Below are 22,241 nucleotides of genomic sequence, written 5' to 3' on the forward strand. Positions count from 1 at the left end.
GATAGTGCAGTCGCACAAAAAGGAAACGATGATGCCGACTGCATACCTTTCCGTGGTCATGCATATTTTCGACTCATCATCTTAGCACCAATTTTTGCTTTTTGTTGATCGGAATCAGCAAGAATTGTTGATTTAATTCTCTTTTCCAACACGTGCTTGGGGAATTTTAGTTTAAATATCAGTCGCAATTGATCATACATGCTAAAAAATAAGATAGATGATGAATTGCGGTGCGCCAAAGCGTGAAAAATGTTAGAATATGGCGCTTAATTCATTTGCCTTTAATGTTTAGCCATGACGACCAATACTCAAATTACTGAAGATCGTATCCTTATTTTGGATTTCGGCTCTCAATATAGCCAGCTGATTGCACGTCGCGTACGTGAAGCGGGTGTTTATTCTGAAATGTATGCTTTCGATATGTCTGAAGAAGACATTCGTGCGTTTAATCCGAACGGGATTATTTTGTCAGGTGGTCCTGAGAGCGTACATGAAGAAGGTAGTCCACGTGCGCCACAAGTTGTATTTGAACTTGGTGTACCAGTATTGGGTATTTGCTATGGCTTACAAACTATGTCTGAACAGCTTGGTGGTAAAGTAGAACCAGGTACAGTTCACGAATTTGGTTATGCAGCTGTTGATGTATTGGTACGCGATCAATTGTTGGGTGATCTCAATGATGGTGACGACAAGCTTAATGTTTGGATGAGTCATGGCGATAAAGTCAGTGTGATTCCTGAAGGTTTCTCTGTTACTGCAAGCACACCAAGCTGTCCATTTGCCGCGGTAAGTGATGAAGCACGTCGTTTCTATGGTGTTCAATTCCACCCTGAAGTGACCCATACAGCGAAAGGCGCAGAGTTATTATCGAACTTTGTGCATGGGATTTGTGGATGCCGTAATCTCTGGAATTCTGAAAACATCATTGACTTGCGTGTTGAACAATTGCGTGAGCAAATTGGCGATCAAAAAGTTCTGTTAGGTCTTTCTGGTGGTGTTGATTCTTCTGTTGTTGCTGCACTTTTACACCGTGCGATTGGCGATCAGTTGACTTGCGTATTTGTAGACAATGGCTTACTTCGTTTAAACGAAGGTGAGCAAGTAATGGATATGTTCGCGAAAAACATGGGTATCCGTGTGATTCGTGCTGATGCTGAACAGCGTTTCTTAACTGCGTTAGCGGGTGAAGTTGATCCTGAGAAAAAACGTAAAATTATTGGTCGTGAATTCATTGAAGTATTTGCTGAAGAAGCACGTAAACTTGATGGCGTAAATTTCCTTGCACAAGGTACGATTTACCCAGATGTGATCGAATCTGCTGCAACTAAAAATGGTAAAGCTCATGTGATTAAATCACACCACAATGTGGGCGGTTTACCAGATGACTTAGCTTTTGAATTGGTTGAGCCGATTCGTGATTTGTTTAAAGATGAAGTACGCCGTCTAGGTACAACTTTAGGTTTACCACATGAAATGCTTTATCGTCACCCATTCCCAGGTCCAGGTTTGGGCGTGCGTATTTTGGGTGAAGTGAAGAAAGAATATGCAGACATTTTACGTCTTGCAGATGACATCTTTATGCAAGAGCTTCGTGCAAGCGGTTGGTATGATAAAACTGCGCAAGCATTTGCAGTATTCCAGCCTGTAAAATCAGTTGGTGTTGTCGGTGATGGTCGCCGTTATGCATGGGTGATTGCACTTCGTGCGGTTGAAACAGTTGACTTTATGACAGCTCGTTTTGCACATTTACCGTATGATTTGGTTGATAAAATCTCAACGCGTATCATGAATGAAATCAAAGATGTTTCACGTGTTGTATATGACGTGTCATCTAAGCCACCAGCTACGATTGAGTGGGAATAAGACCAAGGGCAGGATGAAAATCCTGCCTTTTTTATGCGATTAGCAAAGAGGTAAAGCATGTCCGAAACCTTGCAACTGGAACAGTTAACAGGATATTTACAGCAGCTTTTGGGTGAATCTCTCTTTGCCATTTATCTATATGGATCAGCTGTTGATGGCGGGCTAGGTCCAGAAAGTGATCTGGATATTTTGGTTGTGGTGAGTCAAGCACTGACACTTCCGCAACGACAGCAACTGGCAGAAACCTTATTACAAATTTCGCATCCGATTGGTGCTGCGCAACGTGCACTTGAAGTCACCATCGTACGCAAAGACCATATTCTTTCGGGAAGTTATCCACTCAGCTATGAACTACAGTTTGGGGAATGGTTGCGGGATGAGTTAAGCCAAGGCGATATGCTTAGCGAACATGCAGACCCAGATCTGAGTATTTTACTGAAGAAAGCACAACTACATCATCGTAGCTTGTTTGGACCAAGTTTGACGCAGTGGTCAGTTGAAATTCCGGATCAGCAACTCTGGCAGGCGATGGCAGATACCTATCCATCGATAGTGGCACATTGGGATGAAGATGCGGATGAGCGTAACCAGATTCTGGCCTTATGCCGTATTTATTTTAGTTTGGTGACGAATGAGATTGCGCCTAAAGATCAGGCTGCGCAATGGGTGATTGCTCAGTTACAACCGCAACATCAGCCTGTTTTGCAGCGAATGGTGCAAGAATATAAAGGTGAGATTGAAAAGCAAAACTGGCAACAACAGCATCATGCTTTACAGCCTGTTGTTGATTTCCTGTCTTCAAAAATTGATGAACGGTTTAAACAGAAAAAAGTTTGATCAAATAATAAGATTTGAAAAAATGAATCTTATTGGAAGTAAAGTCTATTGTTAAAGAGTGCTGATGCACTCTTTTTTATTACTTAATCTTTCTGAAGATCTATTTAAAAAAATAAATAAATTATTCAGTATCAAAAGCTTAAAAATTAAAGATATATCTTAACTTGCTATAAGACTATTTAAGATATATCTTAATATGCATAAATTGTGCAATATGAGAAAAATAAAGATGAGACATCAATCAAATCATCATGAAAGCGAACGTGATACACATCATCGGGAACATCACCGAACAGGCCGTCGTGGACGTTTGTTTGAATCAGGGCGAATGAAGCTTTTGGTTTTACATTTAATTCAGCAAAGCCCCAAACATGGTTATGAAATTATTAAAGAAATTAGTGATTTAGTGGGTGATGGCTATATACCAAGCGCAGGGACAATTTACCCAACTCTCACCAGTTTAGAAGAAATGAATTATATTTCTTTGCTCGATGCCGAGCGTAAACAATACCAAGTCACTGAATATGGCGAAACGTACCTGAAAGATCAGAAGGAAATGTTGACAGCCTTATTGGAAAAACTACGGATTAGACGTGAAATCCATAACAACGATCAACTGATAGAGATCCATCGAGCAATGGAAAATCTAAAAACAGCATTACGATTAAAACTCAATATCGCTGATCTACAGCAAGAACAAATTTATCAAATTGCTGAAAAGATTGATCAAGCGGCAATTGCGATTGGACGTTTATAAACACCTTATCCAATATTAATTTAGAGAAAACTTATGAAACAACATCAATACCATGTCACCGTACAACATTTAAAAGATGCAAAAGGGCAAGCGTCAACTTATACCGAACGTTTAGAGTTTTATACTGGAAATCATGATGATATTTTTCAGATCGTTGAACGTTTAAATAGTGCTGAATTTTTTGATGATCAAACCACGAAAGCTTTTGCGGTGGGTTTAAAACTTTTCAGCGAAGTGATGCTCGAAAATAAAGATCATCCACTATTCGAAGAATTCTTACCGCAGTTCGGTCAATTTATGAAGAATCTAAAGCAACATGTAAAGAAACAGGCTGAATGAGTATGGGGACAAATGGCATACAACAAACAAAGAAGAATTTCTTTACTAAATTACCCGCAAAATATGCTGCTTGGATTATGCCATTATTATTATCAGGGCTGATGAGCGCAACATTATCATTGGTGAACTTACTAATGAATGTTGGGCTAATAGATGGATTTACAACGAAGTGGCTGTCAACATGGCTGTTTTCATGGTTGATTGCCTATCCTGTCGTGCTTATGTTTTTGCCTGTTGTTCGACGCTTAACAAGCTTTATTGTGGAAATGCCACCACATTGATATATCAAGCTGTTGAATAATAATACAGATTGTCTCATGCATAGCACTCTGCGTATTACCAAAAGACTATATTGAATACTGTTGATATTGTTAAGATCAATAAAACAACTCATTGCAATAGCATAGGTAAAAGAGAGTAATATCATGAGTAATAATAACAATTACGATATTTCTGATTCAAAAGATTGTGAAACTTATATCAATCAGTTTATTCAAGAATTTACGATTCGCTCGGCAGAAATTGGTAAGGGCACAATCATTAAGCGAGCCTTGCCGAGTCGTCAAAAGCGTTTGGTGGGGGCATGGTGTTTTCTGGATCATGCAGGGCCAGTGAGTTTTCCCGCTGGAGATGGTTTGGATGTAGGACCGCATCCACATATTGGTTTGCAGACTTTTACATGGATGATTGAAGGCACCATGATGCACACCGATAGTCTTGGTTCAAAACAACTGATTCGTCCTAAGCAAGTGAATTTAATGACGGCGGGGCGAGGAATTTCTCATACCGAAGTTGCACCAGATACAGAAACCAAGATGCATGCAGCACAGCTTTGGATTGCTTTGCCTGATGACAAGCGCAATATGGAGCCAAAGTTTGAGCATTATCCAGAACTACCGGTGGTCAGTAAGGATCAGGTTGAATTTACCATTTTAGTAGGGGATTTTCTTGATATGGTTTCTCCTGTGCAAGTACATACACCTTTGGTTGGTGTGGACTTAACTGCACAAGCGAATACTAAAACCCGTATTCCACTCAATCCAAACTTTGAATATGCTTTTATGGCACTTGAAGGCATTGCTCAGGTCAATGGGCATGAACTCAATGCCGATAATATGGTGGTGTTGGAAACGGGGCTGACTGAAATCGAAGTTGAACTGACTGAAGGTCATCGTGTGTTACTCATCGGGGGTGAACCGTTTGAATCACCAATTTTGCTGTGGTGGAACTTCGTTGGACGTACGATGCAAGATTTACAGCAAGCACGAGAAGATTGGATCAATCATGATGCTCGTTTTGGTGAAATTCCTGATTATCAAGGGAAGCGTCTCGAAGCACCTGTACTGCCTGAGCAAATGAGGGCATCGAAATGAGTATAATAGCGAGTGCAAAAGTTCTAACTTTACCTGAACCGTGGAAAGGGGAAGTCACGAGTGGAACACACCAATTTCTAACCGATAAACCCGAATCTTTTGGAAGCCATGATACGGAACCTGCACCTTATGATTTTCTGAGTGCAAGTTTAGCATCATGTACCATGATTACCTTAGGCATGTATGCGCAGCATAAGCAAATAAACTTGGGTGATTTTCAGTGTTGAAGTTGATTTTCATACCAACCGCGAACAGCAAGAAAAGATGACACATCGTATTATATTTGAGCAGATTCCATCACAAGTGTTACAAGAAAAGCTGCTGAATGTATGTAGTAAAACACCGGTGACGAAAACTTTGTTACGCAGTTTAGACATACAAACCGTGATTGTTTGAGACTAAAATGCTATTGTGCTTGGGCAAATCATAATTCTAAACGTAACTGTGAGAGGGATTCATACAGCAGTTGCGTAGACAAAGCAGGCACAAAAATGATTACCTTACATTACCTACAATGCTCACGTTCGTTCCGTATTTTGTGGGCATTAGAAGAGCTTGGTATGGACTACCAAGTTGAGTATTATCAGAGATTACCTAGCTACGCAGCTCCTGAAAGTTTGAAACAGATTCATCCGCTAGGTAAAGCACCAATTCTGGTGGATGATGAGAATGTCATTGTGGAGTCGGCTGTTATTTTGGATTATCTGCAACAGCAGTATGATGTTAAACAACAGTTCAAACCGCAGCAATTCAAAGATCAGCTCCAATACTCGTATTGGATGCACTACGCTGAAGGCTCTCTCATGCCTTTATTGGTGATGACTCTCGTCATCAATAATGTGAGTAAGCATGTCCCGTGGATTATTCGACCTGTTGCTGAAAAAATTACCGATGGCGTGAAAGCTGGCTTTGTTCGCCCTCGAATGAAAGAACATATGCTATATCTGGAGCAGTATTTGGGAGAGCATGATTATTTTGCTGGAGCTTTTTCTTTTGCAGACATTCAAATGGCATTTCCACTGATTGCAATTCAAAAACGTTTACATGGTAAATATCCAAATATTCAAGCCTTTGTCCAACGTGTTCAGCAGCGTCCAGCGTTTCAGCGAGCTGAGCAGAAAAGCCTGCACTCTCAATGTGCTTAAAGCCAGATATAGAATGAGAAAGGGGAAACAGATCGTTTCCCCTTTCTCATGTTATCAATGTATTAACGCTTGATTACGATGGAGTCAATGCCGCTATGTTGCAAGGTTTGTTGAGCAGCAAGTGCTGCATCTTGGCTATCATAAGGACCAGAGAAAACACGATACCATGTTTGCCCATTTTCAACCGTTTTTATAACATCGGCAGATAAACCATTCAGAATAATTTCTGCACGACGTGCATCAGCACTGTCAGGATCAGGATAGCTACGTACTTGTAAGATATAACTGGCTTGATCTGGTGCAGTTGGTTCAGTCGAGGTGATCGTTATTGGATCTTCAGTGGTCATTTCAGGTTTTGGTGATTCAATAATCACGACATTACCTTGTTGTTTGGTTTCAGGGACAGCCTGTTCAGGGATTGGAGTAACTTGTTGTTGTGGCAACAAATCGTAGAAACGATAATCTTTGTTGGTATCTTCTTCTTGATAATGATCGGAGGTTACCTGATTTTTTGCTGGAACAGGTTGCCATGGTTGCCATAGCATGAGCATGACACCAACACATAGAATCGCAAGAATCGCGACAAGCATTCCCAACCACTTTGGAATAAGTGGTTTTTTCGGCTTGTTTGGTCGTTCAGATACACCACGTTGCGTTTTTCCAAACACCTGAAATTCCTCTTGATCCTATTAGATTATTTGTAACTTGAATCTGGTTAAAAACAAAGCATTATGTTTGAAAATAATGCTTTGTTTAAGATATTGCCGACCAATGATAGGCTAAGTTTAAAAGTAGATCTGTATAGCGTTGTTAACAACAATATTTCAGATTCAAACTTTTTATTGCAACTGTGTATTGATTACATCGCTTCAGGAGCAGATACACCCAGTAACTCTAAGCCATTACGTAAAACTTGTTGTACGTTAATTGAAAGTAATAAACGCGCTTGTGATAAAGGAATATTTGTTTCATCAACAAATTTAACGCCATCTTGAGCATACCATCCATGAAATAGCGCAGCTAAGTCTTTTAGATAATTACCAATTTGATGTGGTTCGTAGACATTTGCAGCACGAATCAAAATTTCAGGATAAGCTGCTAATTTAGCGAGAATCTCTGTTTCAGTCTCTAATGCTAACAGATTAGCAACTTGGCGAGCAGATGCGACATCAAACGTAATGCCTTTCTCTTTTGCGCGGTTCAAAATACTATTTACACGTGCATGGGCATACTGAATGTAGTACACCGCATTGTCTTTGCTTTGAGAAACGGCAAGGTCTAAATCAAAGTCGATATGTTGTTCTGATTTACGCATCACGTAGTAGAAACGCGCCGCATCGTTGCCGACTTCTTTACGTAGATCACGTAAAGTCACGAATTGACCTGAACGAGATGACATTTGTACCATCTCGCCACCACGCCATAAACTCACGAACTGAACTAAAAGAACAGTCAGTTTTTTAGAGTCGTAACCCATTGCATCAATCGCAGCTTTTACACGTGAAATATAACCGTGGTGATCTGAACCCCAAATATCAATCAAGTCAGTATAACCACGTTGCAGTTTATTCAAATGGTAAGCAATGTCAGATGCAAAATAAGTGGTTTGACCATTACGACGTTTGACCACACGGTCTTTCTCATCGCCAAATTCAGTTGATTTAAACCAAATATTGCCATCTTTTTCATAGAGAAAGCCACGTTGATCAAGCGTCGCAAGTGCTTCATCAATTTTTTCGGTTAGCGAAGCTTCGCTAAACCATTCATCAAAAGTCACGCCAAAGTCAGCAAGGTCATCTTTGATATCATCCAAAATGGCATGTAAAGCCGCTTGGTGAAATACGCGATAGCCCGCACCTAACTGTTGTTGTGAATTGGCGATTAAGCCATCAATGTGTTTTTCTTTATCACCAGACAGAATAACTTTATTGCCTTCGGCATCGAGTTCTTCAGCATATTGAACATCTTCAGGCACATCGTTGTAAATGTCAGCAACTGGACGAACGTGTGCATCGCCATCTTGATCAATAATGCTTTGTGCGATTTCTTTAACATAGTCGCCTTGATAGGCATTTTTAGGGAAAACAAGCGTTTGCCCAGTCAATTCTAAATAACGTAAATAAGTTGATGTTGCCAAAATATCCATTTGGCGACCTGCATCATTGACATAGTATTCACGGTCAACTTGTGCACCTGTTGCTTCTAAAAGGTTGGCAACAGTCATGCCGTAAGCTGCACCACGACCATGTCCCACATGCAGACTAGATGTTGGGTTTGCAGAAACAAATTCGACTTGGATTTTTTTAGCTGCATTGGCTTGGCTGCGTCCATATTGGTCTTTTTGTGCTTGAATTTGATCAAGTACAGCGAAGCGTTGGTCTGCGTTTAGAAAGAAGTTAATAAAACCAGGGCCTGCGATTTCTGCTTTTGTAATGTCGGCGACTTCAGGTAGTGCCGCTAAGATTTTTTCAGCAAGATCGCGTGGTTTCATACCAGCAGCTTTAGAGCCGATCATGGCAATATTGGATGCAAAGTCACCGTGACTTCGGTCTTTGGTACGGGTTAAATGGCTCGTGTTTGTCCAATCTGAAGGAAGTACCCCTTGTTGTTGAAGGGATTGTACCGCATGATCAAGAGCTGCTTGTATTGCCGTATTCATAGTTACCGAAATAAATGTCGCAGAAAAACGTCAAATATAGCAAATTTTAGCAGCTTAAGGGGAGAGTCATTGCAGCTGAATTAACATATTCCTATAAATCTTTCGAGTTTATTGATTAGAGATGCCGTGCTTACAACACCTCTTCTCTTGTGTTATCAATTAAAGAATACGAGAACCTTTAATCCATCGCATTTTGCGACCAAATTTATAATTATCTCCCTCAATACTTAAAATTAAGACGGCTTGATTTAATGGCATATTATTTTGAATTTCTTGTAAAACATCCTCAATTCGCTTTTTATTGGTGAATTGGTACCAACGAGTCGTTGAAAATGCCAAGACATAACAGGGTAAATGTGTCAAATAATCAACTTTCTTTTTGACGAAATATGCTTTCTTTAAATCCTTGATTTTGCTCAATTCATCTGTGAGTTGTTGTAACTCGATTGAGCTTAAATCATGCGGAGTGAACTTATTGTTTAAGTGAAGTTGATTTCGCTCTTGTTGTGCAAGACTCTCTAATTCAAGACGCTCTACAAGTAAGTTGTGATAATGTTGTGCTTGATCTGGTTGTCCTTGTTGCCAATAAAAATCACGTAGTCTTTCATAGCAAGTTGTCATCATGAATTCATTGAGTTCTGCGGCACGAATCATGTAGACACAACCTTGATCATCATTTTTTTCTAATAATGCTCTGCCATATTCCAAACAAATTTCAGCATGTTCTGGTGCTTTTTCATGAAGTGCGGCCAATTGTTGACATGCTTGCTCTGTTTGTTTGGCAATAAATAGCGTGAGTTGAGCACGTTCAAATGCTTCATCAATATTCAAATCATCGGTCTGTTGTTTTTGATCAAGTTCGATAAGACGCTGTTTGCCACCTTGAATGAACTGGTATCTTTCTTGCCACGAAGAAGAAATATTACTCTGCCACATTTGATCAAAAGTAGCGGTTACTTTTTCGAGTTGCTTGCCAAGTAGGCGATCTGCACGTTGTTCAGCAGAAGGATATTTAAACTCAGGAACCACCCCGATTGCTTTTAAACGATCTTGTAATGATGGATGAGTATCAAGATGCGTTGTCATTTGTTGCATCGACACTGACAACCAAGCTTCAGTATTTTCTTTCTCTAATTCATGTGTCAGGGCATGGGTGAGATTAAAGAACGGTGTCATCACTGGTTGTGGCATATCATCCGCATGTTTATAAATTTCAGTCCAATATTTTTCATCAAGATATTGGCTAATAATACTCACAGTGGTTAATGCCTCGGCTGTAGATTGCGAAGAGGTTAGTTGAACCGCGATGGCATCTGCTTCATATTCATTTGCCTGTGCAAGAGGGAAAGAATAAGCCGTAAAGTACGGGACAAAGCGATTGAGAAAAGGTCTAAATAAAAAGTCTCCGCGGCTTTGATTCTGTTCTAATACCTCGACTAACTGCGTCCAACGAATACGTTGACGATAAATCCAGTTTGAAAATTGTGCATGATTTTTCGCGAGATGACCAAATTCATGAGCTAGAACCGCAGTAAATTGTGCTACGGTTAAGGACTTAAGTAATGGCAACCCTAACAATAAATAATTTTGAGAAGAGCCTAAACCTAGAAAACGAGGGATTTGAACAACGCCAGCATTTAAGTCTTCTACGATAAGCACTTTATGAAAATCAGGTGCATTGAGCTGTTGTTGTAATTTATGAATAATCTCAAATAATTCAGGAGCATCCGTAGCAGTAATTGCATAACCCTGAGGTGGTATTTGCTTAACCCACAAAGATCGTAAAATGACCCAAATAAAAAAACCAACGATTAGAATGAGTTTAATTGCAAAAGCTTTTAAAAATAGAATCGACATCAGTAATAGGGGAATGAGGGCTAATAAGAATAAAATCATGATTCCTATATATAAATTTCCTAAAATAGCCAGCATAAATACTTTTAATTGATAGGCTTTAGGATTTTTTTTGATTTTCTCTTGTAGCTGAAGAATGAGCTTTTCAAATCTTTCATTTTCTGAATATTGCGTATTGTTCATGTTTTTTCTTTAAACTGATAATGATTTAAATAATTCTCTTTGCAGCATATTAGATCGAGTTGGATGCTATTTATGCTGCAAAGTTTTTTATTATATTGAAGAAATTTTATTCTTTTCAATTCTAAATTTTATAATTCAATAACTTCTTCGAGTAATTCATCACTCGGTGCGAAATAATATGCCCCATCAATCGCAGTAGTGAAATGCAACAAACGGTCATGAATACCATCACCTGTGGTACCAAACATTCGTCTTAACATGGCATCAATAATGCTCAAATTGTTGGTATAGGCAACAAAAAATAGACCTTGTTCACCTTTACCATCACCATAAGGCAAACTGTGACGCAAGATTTCCATTTCTTCGCCATCCTCATCTTCTACCACGGTACGTGCGACATGCGAATTTTGGGGTTTGATGTCATCATCAAGTTCAATAGATTCAAGTTTGGTACGTCCAAAAACATGTTCTTGAGCATCGACTTTGAGTTGTTGCCATTTTGCTAAATTATGAATATAGCGCTGTGCGAAAATAAAACTGCCATCTGCAAAAGCCCCTGCTGTTTCTGCAAGGAGGGCAGCTTCAGCACGGTCATCTGGGAATTGAGGATTTTCTGTACCATCAATAAAGCCTGTCATATCGCGACCATCAAAGAAACGGAAGCATGCACGCTCATCTAAAACATCAACTTTGCTTTGAATACCATTGAAGAAAGCTTGACTGATCGCAAAGCAGATATCAGCACGAGCACTCGCAATGTGTATAAATACATCTGCAGGTACCACAGGCATGTCAAAAGCCCCATGTTGCGGGTCAAGCTGTCTAAAGTCCTCAGGTGTCTGAGAATAAAGCTTTGACCAAAGCTCAGGACCAAAGGCAATCGCTGTTTTAATTTGATCGTTAGGGTGTTGGGTAATCAGACGATCACGGGTTGAGAGCAGAGCTTCAATCTGCTGTTTGAGTTCAGATATGCTTAAATCTTTTAAACGCAAAACAATAAAACGGGCATGATCAGAAGGTAATGGAAGAATGACGGATTGAGCAGTCATGAAGCTCTCCTTGGTTCGTTATTTTTAAATGATACAAAGATATGATTTTGCCCGATGTAAGCAGTGCTTAATAGCTTATTTTTGACGATTTTTGCGATATTGATAATCGTTAAATAATAGTCGACATAGCATCCAAGTATTGAATGCTAAGATTGGAAACATTTAATTGGTTTTAAAATTCGGTAAGAATTTTTGTACTGCAAAAATAACGGCAAAGCAAAGCGCCATACATAAAACGATACTGAGACCTGTGGCAATATTTAACGCCGCACTAGACCATAAGCCAACCGTCACAGCCAATTGAGCCAGTAAGAATGCCCAAATCACCATTTGTTTAGGTGAATGTGCAAGTAAGCGTGCGCTTAGTGCAGGAATCACCAGTAATGCACCCATGAGGAGTGAGCCAACAGCACGGAGCGCAAGTACTGTAAATAGCGCCAATAACAGCATGAAAATCAAGCGTTGCCAATTGGCTCTCACCCCTTCACTCATTGCAATATCGGGATCAATTGCAATTTGAATTTGTGCAGACCATGAACGATACAAAACGATAAGCGAACCTACAATCACGACCGCAAACATGGGTAAATCAGACCATTCAATACTAAGAAGATCGCCAAATAAGTAGCTTAATAATTCGGGGCGTAAACTCGGAATATGCTGAATTAATAACAAACCAGAGCACAGTAATGTCGCTGAACTTAATGCGAGTAAGGCATCATTAGGGAGGCGAGAGTCATGCAGTACCCATAAAATACCAACCAGTAAAGCAGCCAGACAGCCCACGCCCAGCCAAAAAGGTAAATGCAGAATGCCTGCAACCGCGACACCCAGTAGTGTGCCATGTGCCATGGTATCAGCAAAAAAGGACATTCTGCGCCAAAGCATCAGACAGCCGAGTGGTGCTGTCAGAAATACCAAAAGTGACCCCATAATCCAAGCAGGTAATAGTAGTTGTAACCATTCCATCATTGCTTAGACCTTCGCTTCAGGGTGAATGTGTGGGCGTGGATCATGAGAACAGGGTTCCGCATGATCGCTATGTCCGCAATGATTGTGATGGTGCTGATAGAACATCCGTTGTGTACCAAAAATCGCTTGGTATTCAGGATGCTGCTGAATACTTTCAGGTAAACCACTACAACAAATGTGTTTGTTCAGACAAACAACGCGATGCGTGCCTTGCATTACCCATTGTAAATCATGTGACACCATTAATACCGCACAACCGTAGCGTTCAGGTAGGCTTCTCACATAGTCGTAAAGCTCAGCTTCGGATTGAATATCCAAACCTTGCATGGGTTCATCAAGCACTAGGATATCGGGTTGGCGGAGTAGTGCACGTGCCAGTAAAACCCGTTGTCGTTCGCCACCTGAGAGTTGTTGTACTTTGGAGGCTTGTAATTTTTGAATGCCCGTATCCCGGATAATTTCTTCGCGTAAATCAGCGGCACAAATTTCTAAATCAAGTAAGTCTTGAACACGTAAGGGAAGACTGGCTGAGGGGTTGAATTTTTGTGGGACGTAAGCGAGTTTTAATTTCTTGGAAAAGTGCACATTGCCTTTATTGGGTGCCATGATGCCAAGCAGTACCTTAATTAAAGTTGATTTACCTGCACCATTTGGACCAATTAGCGTCACAATTTCTTTTGCCTGTAATGCAAAATCAATATTTCTTAAAATATCTCGTTCGTCGCGTCGAACAGAAATATTCTCCAACTGAATAAGTGGAGCGCTTATTGGCGTGTGTTGCACTGATGACATTTTCCAGAAATTTCAATAATGCTGTGTTGGGCAGCAAATTGGTCAGAAGCAGCAAGTTGATCGAGCTGTTGAATTAATCCTTGTGCTGAAGCCTCTTTCACTGAATGACATTCAGTGCAGATCAGAAAAGCAGCTTGATGCCCTTCACGTGGGTGGCAACAAGGAATATAGGCATTAATTGAGGTCAGTCGATGAATTAGACCTTTTTCTAATAAGAAGTCTAAAGTTCTATAAACTGTAGGTGGGGCAGCAGGGCGGTCTGCTTGACCTTTGATTTTAGCCAGTAAGTCATAAGCGCCCATTGGAGCAGAAGCATTTAGAATGAGTTCAAGCACTTCTTTACGTAAAGGTGTTAAGCGAGCGCCAACTGCAGTACACAAAATTTCTGCTTCAGCAATGCGAGCCTTAATATCGTGATGACCGTGAACACCATGTAAAGCATTGTTATGTTCATGTGAACAAGAACTCATAGGTAGACCTCATTGTTTTTGTAGAATCTATTGCTTTTCATGCACTCATCGCCTTTATGATATCGCAATAGACCCATTATCATAACATGCAATTCAATATAACCATCTATATAAGTTGAAGCTCGGCAGGCGAGCGCGACAAATCTAAAAAAGACATAGGTGTTTTTTAACTTTTGTTATATTATAACACGCTTCGCTGAGTTGAGTAATGTTGTGATGTCCCGCCTAATAGTATTTGTTTTCTTTTCAATGTTAAGCACATGGGGATGGACTCAAAGTTTAGTTGTTTCAACGCATCCAATTTATTTAATTGCTAAAGAGGTTACAGCAGGCATAGAAGAGCCTGTTCTGTTACTTGGCGATCAAACAGGACATGATGTACAACTCACACCCGCTCATCGTAAGGCGATTCAAGATGCTTCGCTGGTATTGTGGCTAGGTAAAGTACATGAAGCACCTTTAGATAAGTTGCTTAATCAAAACCCTAAAGCAATTGCACTTTTAGATTCTGGTATTTTGACGATTTTACCGCAGCGTAGTTTGCGTGGTGCTGCATTGGCAAACACCGTAGATAGTCATGTCTGGTTAGAGCCAAACAATGCAGTGCGAATCGCTTTCTTTATTGCAACTTTACGTTCACAACAATATCCAGAAAATAAAGCCAAATACATGGCGAATGCAAAAGAGTTTTCGCAACAAATGCTACAGGTTTCACAGCAATATGAAAGTTCCAATAAAGCAAAACCTTATTGGTCTTATCATGATGCCTATCAATATTTAGAAAGAGCACTCAATTTGAAATTTGCTGGAGCATTGACTGATGATCCTCATATTGCACCCACAGTAGCTCAAATTAAATTCTTAAAAGATAGTCGCCCTAAAACACAAATGTGCTTGTTGGCTGAAACATCAGCAAGTCGTGGTCAATATCAAAAGCTAAATCCAGTCGTGTTCCAACCAGTTGATGAAAGTATGCGTGGTCAAGATAATTTTGTTGCTGCATGGAAAAAATTGGCTTCAAAAATTGATAAATGCGTATTAAGTACTCAAAAATGATGAAAAAAATAAAAAATGAGTTGACTCTATCGTCGGAAAATATGCTAACGAAAAAAACAGACTTAAGTCGAGAAAAGATTGCATGTTCAGGGGTGTAACTCTATAATGCCTGCGATTCGAAACGATCATCAATAAAACTTGTCAAGCAGTTATGTTGTGAGTGGATAAAAAATGAGCCAAACTAGTCGCTTGATTGACCGACGATTAGCAAAAGCTTTGGTCTTCTTACAAGCGTGTATGATTCCTGTTGCAGCTTTGCTTGCATGGATGATGAAAGACACCACTGCTGCTCTAAGTGCTGCGCTTGGGGCTTTGGTATGTTGGTTGGCACATTGTTATTTTGCTTGGCAGTCGTTTAGAACGGCAGGCGCAAGAGCATCAAAACAAGTCATGCTGAACATGTATCGAGGGATGCTGGGTAAGTTTGCAATCGTGATCGTGGGTTTTATTTTAATTTTGAGCAATGTTAAACCGCTGTCACCGGTTGCGTTGTTTTGTGGATTTATCCTCGTTCAAACGATGTCGTGGGTCGCGCCATTTTGGGTGTCACGTCTACAAAAACGAGTTTAAAACACATTTAAGATTTTTTGGAAGTGTGAGTGAGATTATTGCAGTTCGCAGAATTCGCTTCGCTTCTTTTTAATGATTGACATTGACCAGGTGTGATTTATGGCTGCTGAAGAACATGCCCTTACTTCGACCGAGTATATCAAGCATCACTTGACCAATATGACCTATGGCAAAATGCCTGATGGTACATGGAAGTTGGCTGAGACTGCTGAAGAAGCTCATTCGATGGGGTTCACTGCAATTCACTTGGATTCAATGGGTTGGTCTATCGGACTTGGTGTTATTTTCTGTTTGTTATTTTGGACAGTTGCGAAAGCTGCAAATGCTGGCGTTCCAACTAAATTCCAATCTGCAATCGAAATGATTATCGAGTTTGTGGACTCAAGTGTTCGTGATACTTTCCACGGCAAATCACGTTTAATTGCTCCTTTATCATTGACCATCTTCGTGTGGATTTTCCTCATGAACGCAATGGACTTGATTCCTGTTGACTGGATTCCTTTTCTAGCTCAAAAGATTGGTGCAAGCGTGTTTGGTATGGACCCTCACCACGTTTATTTCAAGGTTGTTCCATCTACAGATCCTAACATTACCCTTGGTATGTCATTGTCTGTATTTGCACTGATCTTGTTCTATAGTATTCGTGAAAAAGGGATCGGCGGTTTCGTCGGTGAATTGGCACTTAACCCATTTAACCCAAGTAACCCAGTTGCAAAAGCGTTATTGATTCCAGTGAACTTGATTTTGGAATTAGTAACTTTTCTTGCTCGACCAGTTTCGTTGGCTCTACGACTGTTCGGTAACATGTATGCGGGTGAGTTAATCTTCATCTTAATCGCGTTATTACCGTTCTGGATTCAATGGGCGTTATCTGTGCCTTGGGCTATTTTCCACATTCTTGTAATTACGTTGCAAGCATTCATCTTTATGATGCTGACCATCGTTTACTTGAGCATGGCAAGCGAAAAGCATTAATAGTATTGCCTAATTATCAATCGATGGTTAGGCTTAAATTTTAGTTTAATTTGGTAATAACCTAACCTCTGAGGAATTTTTCATGGAACTCACTTTAGGTCTAGTTGCAATTGCATCTGCTATCTTGATCGCTTTTGGTGCTTTAGGTACTGCGATTGGCTTCGGTCTTTTAGGTGGCCGCTTCTTAGAAGCTGTTGCTCGTCAACCAGAATTGGCTCCACAACTTCAAACTCGTATGTTCTTAATTGCGGGTCTTCTTGATGCTGTGCCTATGATCGGTGTTGGTATTGGCTTGTTCTTCATCTTCGCTAATCCATTTGTAGGTTAATAGCTTAATTCCTAAATCCACATATTGAGGAATAGCGAAATGAATATCAACCTCACATTGATTGGTCAAGCGATTGCATTTGCGTTCTTTGTCGCATTTTGCATGAAGTTCGTTTGGCCACCACTAATCAATGCGATTAGTGAGCGTCAGCGTAAAATCGCTGATGGCTTAAATGCTGCTGAAAAAGCAAAAGCTGACCTTGCTGATGCGCAAGCACAAGTTAAGGCAGAATTAGACGCAGCAAAAGCACAAGCGGCTCAATTGATCGAACAAGCGAACCGTCGTGCAGCACAATTGGTAGAAGAAGCGCGTACCCAAGCATCTGCTGAAGGTGAGCGTATTCGTCAACAGGCGAAAGAAACTGTTGATCAAGACATCAATGCTGCTCGCGAAGAATTACGTCAACAAGTTGCTGCTTTGGCAGTTGCTGGCGCAGAAAAAATTCTGAACCAACAAGTTGACGCAGAAGCTCATAATGCCATGCTGACTCAGCTGGCTGCTAAACTTTAAGCGAGGCGAAATATGGCTGAACTCTTGACGTTGGCACGCCCATACGCTAAGGCAGCATTTGCTTATGCATCTGAGCAAAATGCAACTGACTCTTGGTCAAATGCATTACAACTGCTCAGTGCTGCGGTGCAAGATGAAGCATTTTCCGCTTATTTAAATCGCCCTGAGTTGACTCCTGCGGAGCAGGTAAGTCTTTTTGCGAAAGTTTTAGGTGAAGATCAATCACAAGCTGTGTCGAACTTTTTGACATTACTTGCAGATAATGATCGTTTAGTTTTATTGCCTGAAATCGCAGCAGAATACGAATTACTGAAATCGCAGAACAACAACACTTTGGAAGTAGAGATTGAATCTGCTTTTCCATTAGATGCGACACAAGAGCATATTTTAGCTCATGCGCTTGAAAAACGTTTTAACAGAACTGTTCATGTGACTGTTAGCGTTAATCCAGCGTTAATCGCAGGTGTTGTGATTCATGCAGGCGACCAAGTGATAGATGACTCTGCGCTTAACAAGCTTGAAAAAATGCGGACTCGTCTTCTTGCGTAATAGCAAAAAGACTGAACTTAAAAAAGATTGAGGAATAGCGCAATGCAACAACTGAATCCATCCGAGATCAGTGCGCTCATTAAACAGCGTATCGGCGATCTGGACACCAGCGCGACCGCGAAGAATGAAGGTACCATCGTCATGGTATCTGACGGTATCGTGCGTATTCACGGTCTTGCGGATGCAATGTACGGTGAAATGATCGAATTCGACGGCGGCTTATTTGGTATGGCACTGAACCTAGAACAGGATTCAGTGGGTGCCGTTGTTTTAGGTAACTACCTAAGCCTGCAAGAAGGTCAAAAAGCGCGTTGTACAGGTCGTGTATTAGAAGTTCCGGTTGGTCCTGAACTTCTTGGCCGTGTCGTAGACGCTTTAGGTAACCCAATTGATGGTAAAGGCCCAATTGATGCAAAATTAACTGATGCTGTTGAAAAAGTAGCACCAGGCGTAATTTGGCGTCAATCAGTCGACGAACCTGTTCAAACTGGTTATAAATCAGTTGATACCATGATCCCTGTAGGTCGTGGTCAGCGTGAGTTGATTATTGGTGACCGTCAAACTGGTAAAACAGCAATGGCGATCGATGCGATCATCGCTCAGAAAAACTCTGGCATTAAATGTGTATACGTTGCGATTGGTCAAAAACAATCAACAATTGCAAACGTTGTACGTAAGCTAGAAGAAACTGGCGCTATGGCGTATACAACTGTTGTCGCAGCTGCGGCAGCTGATCCTGCAGCTATGCAGTATTTAGCTCCGTACTCAGGCTGTACAATGGGTGAATACTTCCGTGACCGCGGTGAAGATGCGTTAATTATTTATGATGATTTGTCTAAGCAAGCTGTTGCTTACCGTCAAATTTCATTGTTATTACGTCGTCCACCAGGTCGTGAAGCGTATCCAGGTGACGTATTCTATCTTCACTCACGTCTTCTTGAGCGTGCTTCGCGCGTTTCAGCTGACTATGTTGAGAAGTTCACGAACGGTGCAGTAACGGGTCAAACTGGTTCTTTAACTGCGTTACCGATCATTGAAACTCAAGCGGGTGACGTATCTGCATTCGTACCAACCAACGTAATTTCGATTACTGACGGTCAGATCTTCTTAGAAACATCATTATTCAACGCAGGTATTCGTCCTGCTGTGAACGCGGGTATCTCGGTATCGCGTGTTGGTGGTTCTGCTCAAACTAAGATCATCAAAAAATTGTCTGGTGGTATCCGTACTGCTCTAGCACAATACCGTGAATTGGCTGCGTTTGCTCAGTTTGCTTCTGATCTTGATGAAGCAACGCGTAAGCAACTTGAGCATGGTCAACGTGTAACTGAGTTAATGAAGCAGAAACAATATGCTCCTTACTCAATTGCTGACCAAGCTGTATCTGTTTATGCATCTAACGAAGGCTATATGGCTGACGTTGAAGTGAAGAAAATCGTAGACTTTGATGCTGCGTTAATTGCTTACTTCCGTTCAGAAAAAGCTGCGTTAATGCAACAGATCGATGAAACTGGTGATTATAACAAAGACATCGAAGCAGCAATCAAATCAGGTATTGAGAGCTTCAAAGCGACTCAAACTTACTAAGTTTACCTTTAGTTAAGTTTGGTTCACGGATCAACCTTCGAAAGCTCGAAAGGGCTTTCGAATACTAGGTTAAGCGTATGGCAAATTTAAAAGAAATTCGCGCCAAAGTAGCTAGTATCAAGAGCACGCAAAAGATTACTCGCGCGATGCAAATGGTAGCTGCTTCTAAAATGCGTCGTGCGCAAGAGCGCATGGCTCAGGGCCGTCCGTATGCCGATAATATGCGCCGTGTAATTGCTCACTTAGTTCAAGCAAACCCTGAATACAAACACCGTTATATGGTTGACCGCCCAGTTAAGCGTGTTGGCTATATCGTAGTGTCTTCAGATCGTGGCTTGGCGGGTGGCTTGAACATTAACTTGTTCAAGAAAGTTGTGCAGCATGTCAAAGCACAACAACAGCAGTCAATTGAAGTTGAATTTGCTTTGATTGGTCAAAAAGCGGTTTCGTTTTTTAAGAATTACGGCGGTAAAGTGCTTGGTGCAACGACCCAACTTGGCGATGCGCCGAGTTTGGAACAGTTAACTGGCTCTGTACAAGTTATGCTTGATGCATTTGATAAAGGCGAATTAGATCGTATCTACCTCGTTTCAAATGGTTTTGTCAATGCAATGACTCAACAGCCTAAAGTAGAACAACTTGTTCCTTTAGCACCAGCGCAAGCAGGCGATGATCTCAACCGTACTTATGGTTGGGACTATATCTACGAACCAGAAGCAGAAGAATTGTTAAATGGTTTGTTGGTTCGCTACATCGAGTCTATGGTTTATCAAGGTGTGATTGAAAACGTTGCATGTGAGCAGTCTGCTCGTATGGTCGCAATGAAAGCAGCGACAGACAACGCAGGCCAATTGATTAAAGACCTACAACTCATTTACAACAAGCTGCGTCAAGCCGCGATTACTCAGGAAATTTCCGAGATCGTTGGCGGTGCCGCTGCCGTTTAACATTATTAAGTTTGAATTGAGGAGACAGCAATGAGTAGCGGTCGTATCATTCAGATCATCGGCGCGGTTATCGACGTCGAGTTTGAGCGCAATAGCGTTCCTAAGATCTATGACGCTCTCCAAGTTGACGGTACTGAAACTACTTTAGAAGTTCAGCAACAGCTTGGTGATGGTGTTGTTCGTACCATCGCAATGGGTTCTACAGAAGGTCTTAAACGTGGCCTTAATGTAACTAGCACAAATGCACCGATTTCTGTTCCAGTGGGTCCTGCTACGCTTGGTCGTATCATGGACGTATTGGGTCGCCCTATCGATGAAGCAGGTCCTGTAGCGACTGAAGAACGTTTGCCGATTCACCGTCAAGCACCTTCTTATGCTGAACAAGCAGCTTCTACTGATCTTTTAGAAACTGGTATTAAAGTCATTGACTTACTTTGCCCGTTCGCGAAAGGTGGTAAAGTTGGTCTGTTCGGTGGTGCCGGTGTTGGTAAAACTGTAAACATGATGGAGTTGATCAACAACATCGCGAAAGCACACTCAGGTTTATCTGTGTTTGCTGGTGTTGGTGAGCGTACTCGTGAAGGTAACGACTTCTATCACGAAATGAAAGATTCTAACGTTCTTGACAAAGTAGCAATGGTCTACGGTCAGATGAACGAGCCACCAGGTAACCGTTTACGCGTAGCGTTAACTGGTTTGACTATGGCTGAATACTTCCGTGATGAAAAAGACGAAAATGGTAAAGGTCGTGACGTATTATTATTCGTCGACAACATCTACCGTTATACACTTGCGGGTACTGAAGTATCAGCATTGTTAGGTCGTATGCCATCTGCGGTAGGTTACCAACCGACACTTGCAGAAGAAATGGGTGTTCTTCAAGAGCGTATTACGTCTACTAAGTCTGGTTCGATCACATCGATCCAAGCTGTATACGTACCTGCGGATGACTTGACTGACCCATCACCTGCAACTACGTTTGCTCACTTAGATGCAACAGTAGTATTGAGCCGTGACATCGCATCTTCTGGTATTTACCCAGCGATCGATCCACTTGACTCAACTTCACGTCAGTTAGATCCATTGGTTGTTGGTACTGAGCATTATGAAATTGCGCGTTCTGTACAGAACGTATTGCAACGTTATAAAGAGCTTAAAGACATCATCGCAATCTTGGGTATGGATGAGTTAGCAGAAGAAGATAAATTGGTTGTTTACCGTGCGCGTAAAATCCAACGTTTCTTCTCTCAACCATTCCACGTAGCTGAAGTATTTACTGGTGCTCCTGGTAAATTAGTACCACTTAAAGAAACGATTCGTGGCTTTAAAGGTCTATTAGCTGGTGAATACGATCACATCCCAGAACAAGCGTTCTATATGGTGGGTGGTATTGACGAAGTGATTGCTAAAGCTGAGAAACTCTAAT

General features: G+C 41.1%; 23 protein-coding genes and 1 pseudogene. 17 read left to right on the top strand and 7 right to left on the bottom strand.

Going from position 1 to position 22,241, the window contains the following annotated elements; all coding sequences use genetic code 11:
* Window positions 1–294 precede the first annotated feature (294 nt).
* From guaA to HYG88_RS07465, 8 genes and pseudogenes are all read left to right on the top strand, one after another.
* A complete protein-coding gene (gene guaA, locus HYG88_RS07430; protein WP_005155336.1) occupies window positions 295–1,863 on the top strand; it encodes a glutamine-hydrolyzing GMP synthase in 1,569 nt (522 codons plus the stop codon).
* A 57-nt stretch (window positions 1,864–1,920) separates the two neighbouring features.
* Window positions 1,921–2,700: an aminoglycoside nucleotidyltransferase ANT(3'')-IIc gene (locus HYG88_RS07435; protein ID WP_004680079.1), complete on the top strand. Its 780-nt coding sequence runs from the start codon at window positions 1,921–1,923 to the stop codon at window positions 2,698–2,700.
* 229 nt (window positions 2,701–2,929) lie between these two features.
* On the top strand, window positions 2,930–3,457 hold the full coding sequence (locus HYG88_RS07440; RefSeq protein ID WP_178882818.1) for a PadR family transcriptional regulator: 528 nt from the start codon (window positions 2,930–2,932) through the stop codon (window positions 3,455–3,457).
* Between the two features lie 33 nt (window positions 3,458–3,490).
* The gene (locus HYG88_RS07445; RefSeq protein WP_004665235.1) at window positions 3,491–3,796 is read left to right on the top strand and encodes a DUF3861 domain-containing protein; all 306 of its coding nucleotides are present in this window, start codon (window positions 3,491–3,493) and stop codon (window positions 3,794–3,796) included.
* 2 nt (window positions 3,797–3,798) lie between these two features.
* Window positions 3,799–4,077 carry a DUF2798 domain-containing protein gene (locus HYG88_RS07450; protein ID WP_005155332.1) on the top strand — a complete coding sequence of 93 codons (279 nt, stop codon included), beginning with the start codon at window positions 3,799–3,801 and terminating at the stop codon, window positions 4,075–4,077.
* Window positions 4,078–4,221: 144 nt separating this feature from the next.
* Window positions 4,222–5,169 (top strand): pirin family protein, encoded by a 948-nt coding sequence (locus tag HYG88_RS07455; RefSeq protein ID WP_087536709.1) that lies wholly within the window; start codon window positions 4,222–4,224, stop codon window positions 5,167–5,169.
* Window positions 5,166–5,565: pseudogene (locus tag HYG88_RS07460) on the top strand (OsmC family protein). The gene HYG88_RS07455 and the pseudogene HYG88_RS07460 overlap by 4 nt, the downstream one beginning before the upstream one ends.
* 95 nt (window positions 5,566–5,660) lie before the next feature.
* Window positions 5,661–6,314: a glutathione S-transferase family protein gene (locus HYG88_RS07465; protein ID WP_178882819.1), complete on the top strand. Its 654-nt coding sequence runs from the start codon at window positions 5,661–5,663 to the stop codon at window positions 6,312–6,314.
* Between the two features lie 62 nt (window positions 6,315–6,376).
* On the opposite strand, the gene HYG88_RS07470 is transcribed toward HYG88_RS07465, so the two are convergent.
* The 7 genes from HYG88_RS07470 to HYG88_RS07500 all read right to left on the bottom strand — a co-directional run bounded on the left by HYG88_RS07470 (window position 6,377) and on the right by HYG88_RS07500 (window position 14,293).
* Window positions 6,377–6,982: an SPOR domain-containing protein gene (locus HYG88_RS07470; protein WP_178882820.1), complete on the bottom strand. Its 606-nt coding sequence runs from the start codon at window positions 6,980–6,982 to the stop codon at window positions 6,377–6,379.
* Window positions 6,983–7,173: 191 nt separating this feature from the next.
* Window positions 7,174–8,973 carry an arginine--tRNA ligase gene (argS, locus tag HYG88_RS07475; protein WP_087536712.1) on the bottom strand — a complete coding sequence of 600 codons (1,800 nt, stop codon included), beginning with the start codon at window positions 8,971–8,973 and terminating at the stop codon, window positions 7,174–7,176.
* Between the two features lie 159 nt (window positions 8,974–9,132).
* Complete coding sequence (locus HYG88_RS07480) at window positions 9,133–11,010, bottom strand: M48 family metallopeptidase (protein WP_178882821.1); 1,878 nt, start codon at window positions 11,008–11,010, stop codon at window positions 9,133–9,135.
* Between the two features lie 128 nt (window positions 11,011–11,138).
* Window positions 11,139–12,059 (bottom strand): Dyp-type peroxidase, encoded by a 921-nt coding sequence (locus HYG88_RS07485; RefSeq protein WP_178882822.1) that lies wholly within the window; start codon window positions 12,057–12,059, stop codon window positions 11,139–11,141.
* A 162-nt stretch (window positions 12,060–12,221) separates the two neighbouring features.
* Window positions 12,222–13,031 (bottom strand): zinc ABC transporter permease subunit ZnuB, encoded by an 810-nt coding sequence (gene znuB / locus HYG88_RS07490; protein ID WP_178882823.1) that lies wholly within the window; start codon window positions 13,029–13,031, stop codon window positions 12,222–12,224.
* 3 nt (window positions 13,032–13,034) lie between these two features.
* Window positions 13,035–13,823: a zinc ABC transporter ATP-binding protein ZnuC gene (znuC, locus tag HYG88_RS07495; protein WP_178882824.1), complete on the bottom strand. Its 789-nt coding sequence runs from the start codon at window positions 13,821–13,823 to the stop codon at window positions 13,035–13,037.
* Window positions 13,796–14,293: a transcriptional repressor gene (locus tag HYG88_RS07500; protein WP_087536716.1), complete on the bottom strand. Its 498-nt coding sequence runs from the start codon at window positions 14,291–14,293 to the stop codon at window positions 13,796–13,798. The genes znuC and HYG88_RS07500 overlap by 28 nt, the downstream gene beginning before the upstream one ends.
* Window positions 14,294–14,509: 216 nt before the next feature.
* Here HYG88_RS07500 and HYG88_RS07505 point away from each other — a divergent pair, with 216 nt between their 5' ends.
* The 9 genes from HYG88_RS07505 (at window position 14,510) to atpD (ending at window position 22,240) form a co-directional block, all read left to right on the top strand.
* Window positions 14,510–15,349, top strand: coding sequence for a metal ABC transporter substrate-binding protein (locus tag HYG88_RS07505; RefSeq protein WP_178882825.1), 840 nt, complete (start codon window positions 14,510–14,512; stop codon window positions 15,347–15,349).
* A 171-nt stretch (window positions 15,350–15,520) separates the two neighbouring features.
* Entirely contained in the window at window positions 15,521–15,919 is a 399-nt protein-coding gene (locus tag HYG88_RS07510) for an ATP synthase subunit I (RefSeq protein ID WP_004665211.1), read from the top strand.
* A 99-nt stretch (window positions 15,920–16,018) separates the two neighbouring features.
* Window positions 16,019–16,894: a F0F1 ATP synthase subunit A gene (gene atpB, locus HYG88_RS07515; RefSeq protein WP_004665210.1), complete on the top strand. Its 876-nt coding sequence runs from the start codon at window positions 16,019–16,021 to the stop codon at window positions 16,892–16,894.
* An 82-nt stretch (window positions 16,895–16,976) separates the two neighbouring features.
* Window positions 16,977–17,222 carry a F0F1 ATP synthase subunit C gene (gene atpE / locus HYG88_RS07520; protein WP_000424060.1) on the top strand — a complete coding sequence of 82 codons (246 nt, stop codon included), beginning with the start codon at window positions 16,977–16,979 and terminating at the stop codon, window positions 17,220–17,222.
* 39 nt (window positions 17,223–17,261) lie between these two features.
* Complete coding sequence (locus tag HYG88_RS07525; RefSeq protein ID WP_004665208.1) at window positions 17,262–17,732, top strand: F0F1 ATP synthase subunit B; 471 nt, start codon at window positions 17,262–17,264, stop codon at window positions 17,730–17,732.
* 12 nt (window positions 17,733–17,744) lie between these two features.
* Window positions 17,745–18,281: a F0F1 ATP synthase subunit delta gene (locus HYG88_RS07530; protein ID WP_004665206.1), complete on the top strand. Its 537-nt coding sequence runs from the start codon at window positions 17,745–17,747 to the stop codon at window positions 18,279–18,281.
* Window positions 18,282–18,323: 42 nt separating this feature from the next.
* Window positions 18,324–19,868: a F0F1 ATP synthase subunit alpha gene (gene atpA, locus HYG88_RS07535; protein WP_087544534.1), complete on the top strand. Its 1,545-nt coding sequence runs from the start codon at window positions 18,324–18,326 to the stop codon at window positions 19,866–19,868.
* 77 nt (window positions 19,869–19,945) lie between these two features.
* The gene (gene atpG / locus HYG88_RS07540; protein ID WP_004665202.1) at window positions 19,946–20,815 is read left to right on the top strand and encodes a F0F1 ATP synthase subunit gamma; all 870 of its coding nucleotides are present in this window, start codon (window positions 19,946–19,948) and stop codon (window positions 20,813–20,815) included.
* A gap of 30 nt (window positions 20,816–20,845) precedes the next feature.
* Window positions 20,846–22,240 (top strand): F0F1 ATP synthase subunit beta, encoded by a 1,395-nt coding sequence (gene atpD, locus HYG88_RS07545; RefSeq protein ID WP_087544536.1) that lies wholly within the window; start codon window positions 20,846–20,848, stop codon window positions 22,238–22,240.
* The last annotated feature ends 1 nt before the right edge of the window (window position 22,241 follow it).

Source organism: Acinetobacter sp. SwsAc4, from assembly GCF_013391535.1.
In the GTDB taxonomy this organism is placed as follows: Bacteria; Pseudomonadota; Gammaproteobacteria; order Pseudomonadales; family Moraxellaceae; genus Acinetobacter.